This window comes from Clostridia bacterium (assembly GCA_017410375.1).
Taxonomy (GTDB): domain Bacteria; phylum Bacillota; class Clostridia; order RGIG6154; family RGIG6154; genus RGIG6154.
The window spans coordinates 66,179-78,775 of sequence record JAFQQW010000058.1; the positions used below are offsets into that span (position 1 = coordinate 66,179).

Sequence of the window (12,597 nt, forward strand, 5' to 3'; positions counted from 1 at the left end):
ATTAAACCTCGTTAAAGCAATCCACATATTGCTTGATAATCTCATCAATTTTGAGCTTGGAATCAATAAATGCCTTTGCATTGTTGCAAATTTCGTCATATTCTGCTTGTTCCATATCGCAAAAGGCTTCAATCGCCTGCTCAAATTTTTCAGGGGCAGAAAGAGGCAACGCACAACCGCCGTTTGCCTGATTGATTCCGTTCCAGGGTGTGGTATCGCTGATGATAATGGGACGCTTGTGAATCATACCCTCCACAATGGAGTGTCCGTAATTTTCACCGATGGTAGGCATGTAGTAGGCATGGTACTTTGATACCGTTTTGCCCACATCCTCATGGTCTACCGAACCGCAATAGTTCAGCTTCACATTTTCGGGCAGCTGAACTGCAAAGCACTTGTCATAGTATTCTCTGTTTTCGATGGGCCCGTAAATATCATAGGTTACATTGCCCTTGATATTTTTAAGACGTTCCACACCGTAAAGCAAATTTTTGGTATCCTGAATACGCGCAATATAACAAAGTTTTAAATCGCCTTTTTCCTTTGTAATGGGCTTAATCTGGCTGTTATCCGCATAAGAAAAATTGTTGATATTGTAAATATCTTTGGCAGAAATGCCCATATATTTTACCATATCGTTAAGCTCTTCGTTGCCTGTTGCCTGATATTTTACACCTTTTAAGTACCCAAGCCATTTCAAAGCTTTGGTGTACACCGACTTTTTCAGATAGCCCTGCTTAAAGCGGTTTTCGCAGATTTCACCCCGAGGCGCAATCACAACACCCACATTTTTATGCTTTTTCTTGTATTTCAAAACGGGAATCACATGATTGTGGCTGAAAAAGCTGTTCTGGTAAATCACATCAGGCTGAACTTCCTCAATAATGGGATAAATATCTTTTCCGGAGGTTTTGCCGTATGGGCAATAAAATACCTTCCCGAAATCAAAAGTATTCCATCCGTTTTCAATGCCCGGAAGCGGTTTGGAATCCCCTACCTCAAAATTCTGAGAAATGATATAAACTTCAAAATCATTTTTGATTGCCTGCACCACATTCATAATGCTCACCGGAGGTCCGCCACCGTTCTTCTGGGGCGGAAACAGCGATGCCATAATCAGTAATTTTCTCATTTTACTTTCCCTCTTTTACATCTTTAAACAGTTGTTTAAACTGCTCTGCTACTCTTTCTTTTGAATATATTTCTTCTGTCGCTTTTCTTGCATTTTTGCCCATCTCAAGGCGTTTTTCCTTGTTTTCATACAAATCCAGCACACAGGATGCAATGTCCTTTGCGGTTAAGCTTTCGGGACAAACCCCTGCATTGTTGTTTATCACGGTATTGTAAAGGTCATTGTCTTTGTTACAAACCGCAAGTATCGGCATACCGCAAGCCATCATGTTGAACGTTTTGCTGGGCATAAAAAGTTCCGACATTTTATCTTCCTGGGAAACCAAGCCCACATCCCCCGACGCCATAGACATCTGAAAAACATCTTCAGGCTGGTGCGGTAACAGTTTTACATTTTCAGCACCATTATCTATTGCCGCCTGCACAAAATCGCAACCGGGACCTTTGCCGATAAACAAAAACAGAATATCTTTTTTATCTTCCAACGCATTAGCCGATTCCAAAAGAAGCGGAATGTTGTGTCCTAAGCCCAGCTTCCCCGAATACAGCACAACGAATTTTCCCTCTAATCCCTGCTCTTTGATGAAGCGGTTTTCTTCTTTTGGGATAGGCTTCATAAAATCAGGGTCGCAAGGATACGGAATCACTGCAATATCCTGCTTTTTCTTTAGTGGCTTGTTGATGCTTTTGGCCATTACTTCACCTAATGTCACAATTTTATCAATTTTCGGGAAAGTGCGATTGTTTAAAAAATGCCACCCTTTACAAATCAAATGCACAACGGGATTGCCTGTGCTTTTTTCCACCACATGCGGATAAATATCCCAGTTCATAAAAACAAATTTAGATTTGGTCTTTTTCTTACACCACACACCAAGCAAACTGTTAATGGGCGGATTGGAAGTAGCATACACCAAATCAAATTGCATATTTTTATTCTGCTTCATAAATTTACGCACATCTTTGCGGTACTTTATCCAGCAAATAAAACGACTTTTTAACGAGCGAGGGTCATGGGGTGCTGTTTTATGAATTGTAATATTCGGCTGTTCTTTCGGTTCGCTGCCGGTTAAAAGATGCACTTCGTCGCCCTCAAAAATTTTAGATAGTTGTTCTACCTCATCAGAACCTAGGTTCTGATTCAACACAAGAACTCTCATAATTTATCCCACTTTTCTTTTTTATACTTTATCCTCGTTAATTGCCGTCTGATATTTTCCGTTTTTTCCGAGTGCTATATCTTCAACTTGTTCCAGAACAAATTCACCTGCACCAAAGCAATCTCTTAAACGATCTAAAAGCTGTTCCCGGTCTGATTCCTCAATTCTGCCAACATATTTTAAAATATAAACATAATTTTTCTTTTGTACCATCTGATACTTTACGATGCCGGTAAACGGTTCTGTAACCGCCGCCATCATCACATTGCTTACAGCTCTGCCATCTGTTGCAGTTAACTGTCCTGCAACACGCCCGTGCAGTTGTTCCAATGTTGTAATGGCTCCGCGTTCCTCCAAAGAAACACCCAAGTCGCCCGTGTCGTACCGAATCAACGGCATTGCGCGATTATATAAATCCGTAAGAACAATTCGTCCGATTTCGCCCGACTCTACAGGTTCATCCGAATCAAGCTTCAGAATTTCAAAATAAATACTTGCCGTATTCAAATATAGCTTCTCTTCATACGCCTTTGTAATGCCAAACAAACCGTTCTCTTCGTTGTCATAGCGATTAAAAACAGGACATTCAAAGGCCTGCTCCAGATTCCTTTTAAGCTGTATGGACAGCATATCCGAATCACATACAATCAATTTAACTTTAAATGCTTTACAATCTATCTTTTCACGTTGTATAAACAGCAGAAACTCTTTCATCGCAGACGCATAGCCAAACAAAACGCATTTTTTGTGTTTTTTCAGATACAACGCAAGCTCTTTTTTCTTTGCATCATCAAAAGTGGCGATGTTTACATTATAAACATTCTGCATAAAAGACTTTAGTTTAGACTGCTTATAATTGCTCACCCAGTTCCGGATAAATATGTATTTTGTGCCTAGTTTCCAGCCTATCCGGTTATGACAATATACTAAATCACAAACTGTTCGGTTTCGTTTTTCAGCGTTCTGCACCACTTTAAAGGGTGTGCCGGTTGAACCACTGGTATACACCGTGTGTAAGTTTTGTCCTTCAAATTCATCCGAAAGAAACTCTGTTTCTGCTTTTTCACGGAATTTTAATTTTGTCATAACAGGAAATTCGGACAACTCCGGTGATTTTATATTCTTATAATAGGGAACATGTGCTATTGTATACTGTAATATTGCTTTTAGTCTGTCCTGTCTTACTAACCCCTGATGTATTGCAATATCTTTATAGCATTTTCGCTTTTTCCCTTTTCCTAATACAAAATCAGACACCCAGAAACCTGCGTTTCTGAACCATGCACCGAACATATTATAACCTCCGAATCATCACTTCGTTATATTTCATCATATAGATGCCTTCATCATAGGCACCGATATTTTTCTTGTTTTGGATGCCGTGGATGTTGTTCTGAATGAGCGTCATGTGGTCGCATCCGCTTTCATAAGCGTGGGGATAACCGCCGCCGAAACGGGGATTGACCTCTGAAATGTAATACGCACCGTCCACATCAAAAACGTCAATATCAATCTGTCCGCTGTAGCCTGCTTTTTTCACGAAATCCTCAATGAGTGCAAACAGCTTTTCATCCTTGAAGGATACCGCCTTATCGGTCTCCCCTGCACGCATGAGTAACTTTTTCTTGGTGAAAATGGACACAATCTCGCCCGACAGCATATCAATATACACATCCGCGCCGATTTCCTGTCCGTCCATAAATTCCTGAATCATCAGTCCCTCGTGATGTGCAAAGAGATTCTCTACCGTCTCCTTGTCATACACCTTGGAAATGGTTATACTGGCAGAACCGCAAATGGGCTTTACAAACACGGGATACTTTGCTTTTCCCGCTTCCACTTCCTTAAAGAACTCTTCTTTGTCAATATAGCTTTTGGCACAGTTATAGCCGTTATCCCGAAGCCATACATACATATCCCATTTGTTTAAAGACATTTCGCAAAGCTCGTAAGAAGAACCTACCACCGTAACACCCAATTCTTTAAACTTGTCCTTATGCTGAGCAAGCAAAGAAAGCTCGGGGTCAATAAGGGTTAAAACCGCGTCAATCTCTTCTTTTTTGCAGATATCAAAAATAATGTCTATGTAGCCATCTTCTGTCATACGGGGCACCTGATAGAACTTGTCCGCCTCATGCACCGCAGGCGCTAAATTGGTCATATCGGTCGCAACAACTTTGCCGTTGTTGCCTACCGTCCGTTTAAAATACTGCACCACTTTATCCCGGGTGCCTGCACTTAAAATCAAAATATTCATACCTTACACCTTTTCCTTTTCCAGCTCAGCTTTTCGGATTTGTGCAAAATTGCCTTCGGTGGCATTGGTGTTTTCCGAAATGTCACTGCGCTTTAACACCTTCATTGCGGTCATAAAGATAATTTTGATGTCCATCCACATGCTGATGTTTTGCACATATTCCACGTCCAGCTTAAAACGATCCTCCCAGTTCACGCTGTTTCTGCCGTTCACCTGCGCCCATCCGGTAAGACCGGGACGCACATCGTGCCGATGGCGTTCGGTTTCGTTGTACCAGGGCAGGTATTCCACCAACAAAGGTCTCGGACCTACAATGGAGATATCGCCTTTTAAGATGTTAATTAAAGAGGGCAACTCATCGCATGAAGTCGAACGTAAAAATTTGCCATACTTATTCAGGCGCACCTCGTCGGGCAGGAGATTGCCGTCTTTATCTTTGGCATTGGACATGGTGCGGAATTTTAAAAGCTTAAAAATCTTTTCCTCACCGGTCTTTTTATCAATTTTACCGGGTCGCATTTGGGTAAAGAACGGATTTCCGCGCATAGCAATGGCACCGACAATCGTAAAAATCAACAGAAACGGCGACAAACACACCAGTGCGATAAAAGAAAGCAAAATATCCAAAAATCGTTTAAAAAACTTTGCGTACAAACTGAACACTCCTCTTATTCAAAACAGCTTCTGATGATTTCAATCACAACATCCTGCTCCTGCTCTGTCATACGGATATCGCTGGGCAAGCACAGACCACGATGGAAAATATCCTCGCCCACTTCAGAATAGTCGCCCGATGCAATGTAGGCATTGGTACGGCATCTGCCGTCGCCCGTCGCGGTTACATAGGGATTCATGCGGAAGATGGGTTGCATATGCATGGGCTTCCAGATGGGTCTGCCCTCTGCATTGTATTTGGCAAGTGCCTCTAAAATTTCTGTGGGACAGCTTTTTCCGCTTTCGGGAATGAAAAGTGCCTCGCTGTCACTTCTGACCTGCTTGCACATAGCATCTTCGTCAATCAAAAGGCAGGACAGCCAGAAGTTCGGTTCGCATTCTTCGGGATTATAGGGATTCATCGAAACGGGCAAATCCTTTAATCCCTCTTTGTAGCGCATATAAATTGCCTTTTTCTTGGCAATATGTTCTTCCAAGTACGGAAGCTGACCGCGTACAACCCCCGCAATCACGTTGGACATGCGGTAATTGTAGCCGATTTCCTCATGCTGATACCAGGGTGCATTCTCACGGCTCTGGGTAGACCATTTGCGCGCACGGTTTGCCGCTTCCAAATCGTCGGTTAAGAGCATACCGCCCGAAGAGCCGGTTATAATTTTGTTGCCGTTAAAGCTGATGGCATTATATGTACCGAATGTACCTGTCTGCACACCCTTATAAGAAGCACCAAAGGATTCTGCCGCGTCCTCAATTAAAATTGCACCGTGCTTTTCACAGACTGCCTTGATTTCATCCATTTTGGCAGGTGTGCCATATAGGTTTACGCTCACAACCACCTTTACATCCGGATACATCTCAAAGGCTTTTTCCAACGCCACCGGGTCCATGTTCCAGGTATCCCGTTCCGAATCAATAAATATCGGGATGCCCCCCTCATACACAACCGGGTTTACGGTTGCACTGAAAGTCATGTCCGAGCAGAACACATAATCGCCTTTTTTAATGCCTGCAAGCTTCATGCAAAGGTGCAGTGCCGCAGTTCCGGCAGACAAAGCCACTGCATACTTGCAACCGATTTTTTCTGCCGCAAGGCGTTCCACCTCATTGATATTCTTGCCAACCGTAGACATCCAGTTGGTTTCGTACGCCTCTGTCACATATTGAATCTCTTCGCCGTGCATGCATGGCGAAGCAAGCCAGATTCGATTTTCGAACGGCTTGAACGCTTTTGTATGTGCCATACTTTACCCCCCATATGGTCAATTTTTAAATTTCGCACTTATATATGTAAAAACACATGATTATTCTTTATAATTATATCACGAAGCAGTATCTTTGTCAACGTATTTTCTATCCCTCTTTTCGGTCAAAAAGCCTCTTTTTTTGACATCTGAAGCGTTCCGCCCATTCATACAATGTAGGGCAGGGGCTTGCTCCTGCCGAAAAAGGCGAAATGATACGCAGGTACTTCCCTACAAGACGTTAATTTGACATCTGAAGCGTTCTGCCCATTCATACAATGTAGGGCAGGGGCTTGCTCCTGCCGAAAAAGGCGGAACGAGCAAGCCCGTTCCCTACAAGATTGTAATAAAACAACTTTGTGCTTGCAAATTTTGTTAAATTGCAGCAAAATTCAATTGCAGAGAAGCAGCTGTGCGAAATGATACGTAGGTGCTTCCCTGCAAGACGTTAATTTGACATCTGAAGCGTTCTGCCCATTCATACAATGTAGGGCAGGGGCTTGCTCCTGCCGAAAAAGGCGGAACGAGCAAGCCCGTTCTCTACAAGATTGTAGTAAAACAACTTTGTGCTTGCAAATTTTGTTAAACTATGGTATACTGTACTTGCGACACAAGTTCATAAAAAAAGTTATCTTAGGTGTGTATTTTTATTTCGGTAAAAATGCATGCTCTGTTTCACATACCTTTGATAGCTTATGAAACAAACCTTGTGTCGCAACTTGGAAGCATGCGTTTTTCATGCGTAGCTTTCAAGCTGCGCATTTTTTATTGCGCGCAAGGCTCCCTATCGGTTGCGACACCCATAAACAAAAAGCACCCATTTCAGGGTGCTTTTTGTTTATGGATTAAACTTTTTAACTATCTCGTCATAACGGGCAATATGGGTGCAAAGGTCGAGCCTTCATACATCACATTATCCCATACCATAACCTTCTGGTTCGCATTTACGGTAATCACCTTCGGGTTGTTGATGCTTACAATCACGTTTTCGGACTGTACATCGGTCATCACACCGTTGCTATAGGTTACGGTAAGCACTTTTACATACTTCGCACCGTTGCAGGAGATGGTATAGGTATTGCCATCCTTTGCCACTTTCACGCTGTTGTCGGTGGCAGAATTGGTAAGGTACAGATTTTCCCATTCATAAGGATGTGCCTGGTTGTCAATGCTGAGCATATTCTGCCCAACACCTAAATATTTGCCATCCTTGTCATACACCGCCCAGCTATCCAGGTTATTATTGTTCACCTTGGTAAATGGGTCTGCAATGGAAAAATCTACACGGGTTTTGGTGGCATTGTTCCGGCTCTGTACAATCTTAACATTGTCAAACAGCAGATATCCGCTCTCTGTAATGTCATCGGTCACATCTATGTCATTTACCTTTAAGTAGCCGTTTAAATAGCAATCCTTAAGGGCATCGTCTGCCATGAAATTGAAGCCTGCAAAGGCTTTCTGGGTCGCTTCTGTGTTATAAATACAGAATTTAGCATTGCCTTGGGTCAACGGTGCGGACACACCGCCCATGGTCTGAATCACTGTTTCCATGGAAATGGGTGCAAAATTGGTCTTGTTTACTGCATCTTCAAGCTCTACGCTCTTAGGCGCAATGGTATATTCCTTACCCAAAGACTTTGTTTCGTTCTTAAACTGGGTTTCTACGGTAAACACAATTTTCTTATCGCTGTCCTCCACAGGAATCCAGAATTCATACGGGAATACATCATCTACCACGGTATTCACATTGCTGTCACCCTCATAATGCCATTTTAAGGTGGATTTTATAATACCGTCCTCGCCGTCACCGCCACCGATGTCCGCTTTACCCTTTTCGTTCACAAAATCATAAAGCTCGGTAGACCGTCCGCCCACAAAGATGTATCCCAGGTAGCCGGTGGTGTCCATGGCTAAGGCATACGCCTTAACATCGTAGCCTGTGCTCGGGCTGTAGCCTTTAGAGCTGTAAGAACCGTCACTGCCGCTATAGCTTGCCTTATAGGTGTTACCCTGATACATCATGCCGATGGCAGACTGGTCGAGAGATACATCACCCTTTTCATCAAAATCAATGGTGCTGTACGCAGGCACGGTAATGTTTGCACCGTCCACCGCCAGAGTCAAAATGCCTTTTGCAGGTACGGTCACCTTAATTTCATTGTTATACGCACGGGTGGTCGAAATGGCACCTGATGCATCGTATAGGGTTACAACCCCTGCCTCCTGCACCCCAAGGTCGGGATTTAAGGTAACGGTAATGCTTTCGTCATTGTCCCCTGCGTTGGTCAATACAAACGCCGCTCTGCCGTTTTTACGGCCTGCAATCCAGTCGATCTGCTTGGAGGATACTTCAATGGTGCCCTCTTTGAGCCACGGCCACATATCGGTTTCATTGTAAATGACACCGGGCGCATGACCATACATACGGTTGTTAAACCACGCATAGCCCTGAATTCGGGTGTTGGGGAAATCGACCTTACCGCCCGATTTTACCCAGGCATTGGAGAACAGGTAATCCTGCACTGCCGAGAAAAATACGGGGATATGGTGGAAGTAAAGGCTCGTCATATCAAAGCCCTCTGTGGGATAATTTTCCTGCGAGGGAAGCCGTGTATAGCTGGTATAATAGTAGCCCGGATAGTTTGCAAAACGTCCTACAATGGAAGAACGTGCAAGGTCCATCATCAGCTGGTCATCCGAAAGGTAACCCAGTCTTAATACATCGCCTGCCCAGGTGGACATTAAGATGTTTCTGCCCTCTAAACAGGTAGAGAACTGCTCTACGCCAAGACCGGTTCTTGCGGTAACCCATGCAGGATAGGTGCCTGTCATGTCTTTGACCGTCATAGCATTTTCATCATAGCCACGAACAGTATATTCGTTATACTGCGCGCCGTTGGACCAGACCGTTTCACCGGTATTTTCCATAATGGCACCTCTGCGGTATCTGAAATCGTCATACGACCAGGCACTGCTTCTGCCATACTTATCAAGGGTAATAAACTGTGGCGTATTTTCCACACGCAAATCGGATTTGCTTTCAGGCATATCGGTAATACGCAAGGACGGTAAGAATCGTCTTGCACCCTCTACCGCACCCTCTAAATATTTGGTATCACCGGTCAGCTCATAGGCATCAAACTGTGCCTGGAACTGCGGTGTGTAGCTGATATTGATAAAGCTTTCTCTGTCCACCTCATTGTTTGCAGAGATAAATGCTCTCTTTTCGTTATACAAATCCGCATGCTGTATGGTAAGCGGAAAATCGGTGGAGCCGTTTGCCCGTTCATACCAGTAATAATCGGTGGAGTTTTGCAGATTCATGCCTGCATTTTCCACACCTGTCAGCATCACGCGCTTTTTAGAAATTTCGCGGAATACCGGCATAATACCCTGGGTCATGAGATATGCACCCTCAAAGGTCGCACTGCCCATGCCGATGGTGGTAAAGTCGATTTCCTTGTTCAGACCGCCCTCCGACTGGTTACGGATAGAAAACTTACGGTGAATATGGTGTCCGCTTCGGGTGAGCATACTGCCCATGGTGGGAAGCGTTCTGTTAAACAGCAAATCCTTGTCCTCGGTCAGCATATATGCCTGCAGGTAGGTTAAGCCGTTGGAATTGGTTGCCCAGTGGGAGTCCTCAATATTGTAGTGCCCAATCATTTCGTCACTCCAGCCGCTGTCCCAGTCGTCTTTCATCAGATTTAAGATGTTAAACGCCGCATCGGTCATGGACGAGAAGTAATTGTCACGGTAGTCATACACACCGCGTAAATCGGTTGCCACATGTCTGTACATGTCATACCAACCGCGGTTTTCGCCCAAGGTGGACACGGTAGACAGCGGACGGTAGGAAACGGTATAGGTTTCTCCCGCCTTGAAAGCAGAATCCATACTTGCCATTTTCGGTGCAAAGATTGCAGGCAGAATGCCTCCGTCTACACCTGTGGTGTTCATAACAAAATCCGCATTTTCTTCGGTATAATCCACCACAACCTCTTTATATGTACCGTCTGCATTTTTATCCTCTGTCCAGGTGCTGACCTTGGTGCGTACAGGTGTATCATGTACCCAGCGATTTGCCTCGTATTCCGAGCCTTCCACCGGCACGGTCAGGTCAATAGAGCTTTGGTCTATTGCAACGCCCAGCGAAATTTCCTGACCCTTATCGTTTATTTTATAGGTCATCTGGGTGTGGTCGGTGGTGGCATTGGTTTCGGTAATGGTCACACCGGGTGACGGATACCGACTTTCCTGCCAGCGGTACGGATTTAACACATACCCGACCTTGCTCTTCGGAATTTCGTTTACTTCATTAAACAGACCAAAGGAGTATTCACCGTCTTTTTTCACGGTATAGGTTACGGTAACCTTCGGCTCTTTGTCGTTTGCCGTAAGGGTCCAGTCCGCAACAAGTGATACATATGTACCGTCAGCAGTCATGCGAACGGTATTGGGGTCAATCTGCTCTAAGGTATTCGGCACAAGCCATTCAGGCGCACCTGCATAGAACACGTTAGAGGTGTTTTTTTGCAGATTTGTGCCATCTTCTTTAGGCATATTGATGTTAAACACACCGTAATACCCGCCGCTTTGATAGTTTATAACGCTGTTTGCATACATACCTAAGAAGCCCACGCCGTTTTCAAAGGGCACGGTGGTTACATCGCCCACCTTGATTTCTCTCTGCACCACTGTACGGTTGCCCGCAGAAGTACCCTTTTTAAAGGATACGGTGGTATAATCATTAGATAGTACAGCTGTGTCTGTTACATTACTCAAAGCTCCCTTTGCATTTTCGGGGAACGGAATATTTTCTTCAAAAGGAATCAGCGAGGGGAACCGCTCGCAGGAAGCCACCGCACCGTCCATGGTATCAAAAATCACAAAATCGGGGTCTGTGGTAAGAAGCAGACCGTCCACACGCGCAAAAGTGGCGAGAGGCTTTAATTCCAGCTGCAGCTTGCCGTCTGTGCCTACCGTGATGGTATCACTCGGATACCCCATTTTTTCCCAGTTGAAATAAGCTGTTACATCCTTATCGGATGAAACCGTATTTTCCAGCTCTGTGCCTTTAAGATGCGTACCGAAGTTTAAGCTTTCGGTCTTTCTGTATTCTGCACCGTTTGCCACAAGACAAAACGGTCTTGCGCCCGTTCTGTAAGCAAAGTCCACAGAATGTACATACACATAATATTCCCCGGCAGGCAGTTTATCGGTGATTAAAACCGCATTGCCGTTTTTGGTGCTTTCGGACTGGAATACACGACCGTTATACGCCCCGTCATACGAAACATCCTTCCATCCGCCCGTGCTGGTAAAATCGTCTAAGGTTACCACATACGCAGGAGAACCGCCCGGCACAAATTTAACATTTGTCAGACGGGATGTACCCGAACCGGTGGTGACATTAAAAATTTCGGTTTCGGTTGCCGAAAGATCGGCACAGCCAATCTTTGCCCAATATCCGCCGTTTCCTTCGTCCACATACACCGTAAACCGCTTTTCATTGCCCTCCGCATCGGTTAAAATGACCGTTGCGGTACAGGTAATGCCCGAAGTATACCCGGATGCGTAGCTTGGAATCCAGTAATAAATATCTGTCCAGCCCGAAAGGGTTGCCGGGGCTTCAAACTTTGCCACACCGCCACCGATGGGCGCTGTGGTTTTACCATCATACCGCTTCAAGCCCGACGACCCTGTCCATCCGGTAAACTCGAAGCAAGTCTCTGCGGTAGGCGTAATAATAATCTCGCCTTCTTCTGCCGATACCGCTACGGGTGCAATCTGTACCATCGACAGCACCATGACGCATACCAGCAGCAATGCCAATCCTCTTTTTTTCATCCTCGTTCTCCTTTTTTATCCGATATAATTTTATTGTATCAAACCGCAAAACAATTTTACATAGCATTTTGTTGGTTTTTAAAATACTATACCATTTTCATTATACACACCTTTTTATATTTTTTCAACACTTTTTTATTTTGAATAAAAATCCACCGGCATAGCCGGTGGTATTTCATTTTCGGGCATAGCCCTACCCGATACTGGCTGCGCACAAGTGCGCTTTTTATTGGCCTGCCAGCCATGCAACGATTACTTGCTACCCATAAATGGGTTATTTTAA

At 44.4% G+C, this 12,597-nt stretch carries 7 protein-coding genes; all 7 read right to left on the reverse strand.

All coding sequences use genetic code 11. From position 1 onward, the window contains the following. Position 1: 1 nt before the first annotated feature. Positions 2 to 1,132 (reverse strand): glycosyltransferase, encoded by a 1,131-nt coding sequence (locus IJE10_09270; GenBank protein ID MBQ2968293.1) that lies wholly within the window; start codon positions 1,130 to 1,132, stop codon positions 2 to 4. 1 nt (position 1,133) lies between these two features. Then, positions 1,134 to 2,291: a glycosyltransferase family 4 protein gene (locus tag IJE10_09275; GenBank protein MBQ2968294.1), complete on the reverse strand. Its 1,158-nt coding sequence runs from the start codon at positions 2,289 to 2,291 to the stop codon at positions 1,134 to 1,136. A 21-nt stretch (positions 2,292 to 2,312) separates the two neighbouring features. Then, the gene (locus tag IJE10_09280; GenBank protein MBQ2968295.1) at positions 2,313 to 3,584 is read right to left on the reverse strand and encodes a hypothetical protein; all 1,272 of its coding nucleotides are present in this window, start codon (positions 3,582 to 3,584) and stop codon (positions 2,313 to 2,315) included. A gap of 1 nt (position 3,585) precedes the next feature. Beyond that, on the reverse strand, positions 3,586 to 4,548 hold the full coding sequence (locus IJE10_09285) for an ATP-grasp domain-containing protein (GenBank protein MBQ2968296.1): 963 nt from the start codon (positions 4,546 to 4,548) through the stop codon (positions 3,586 to 3,588). A 3-nt stretch (positions 4,549 to 4,551) separates the two neighbouring features. Continuing rightward, on the reverse strand, positions 4,552 to 5,202 hold the full coding sequence (locus IJE10_09290) for a sugar transferase (GenBank protein ID MBQ2968297.1): 651 nt from the start codon (positions 5,200 to 5,202) through the stop codon (positions 4,552 to 4,554). A 14-nt stretch (positions 5,203 to 5,216) separates the two neighbouring features. Next, entirely contained in the window at positions 5,217 to 6,464 is a 1,248-nt protein-coding gene (locus IJE10_09295; GenBank protein ID MBQ2968298.1) for an aminotransferase class I/II-fold pyridoxal phosphate-dependent enzyme, read from the reverse strand. An 858-nt stretch (positions 6,465 to 7,322) separates the two neighbouring features. Next, positions 7,323 to 12,314, reverse strand: coding sequence for a hypothetical protein (locus tag IJE10_09300; GenBank protein MBQ2968299.1), 4,992 nt, complete (start codon positions 12,312 to 12,314; stop codon positions 7,323 to 7,325). Positions 12,315 to 12,597: the final 283 nt, after the last annotated feature.

What these genes read in the sequence shown, in the direction of transcription:
- IJE10_09270 (MBQ2968293.1), bottom strand. Translation starts at nt 1,132, where the DNA reads ATGAGAAAATTACTGATTATGGCATCGCTGTTTCCGCCCCAGAAGAAC.
- IJE10_09275 (MBQ2968294.1), bottom strand. Translation starts at nt 2,291, where the DNA reads ATGAGAGTTCTTGTGTTGAATCAGAACCTAGGTTCTGATGAGGTAGAA.
- IJE10_09280 (MBQ2968295.1), bottom strand. Translation starts at nt 3,584, where the DNA reads ATGTTCGGTGCATGGTTCAGAAACGCAGGTTTCTGGGTGTCTGATTTT.
- IJE10_09285 (MBQ2968296.1), bottom strand. Translation starts at nt 4,548, where the DNA reads ATGAATATTTTGATTTTAAGTGCAGGCACCCGGGATAAAGTGGTGCAG.
- IJE10_09295 (MBQ2968298.1), bottom strand. Translation starts at nt 6,464, where the DNA reads ATGGCACATACAAAAGCGTTCAAGCCGTTCGAAAATCGAATCTGGCTT.
- IJE10_09300 (MBQ2968299.1), bottom strand. Translation starts at nt 12,314, where the DNA reads ATGAAAAAAAGAGGATTGGCATTGCTGCTGGTATGCGTCATGGTGCTG.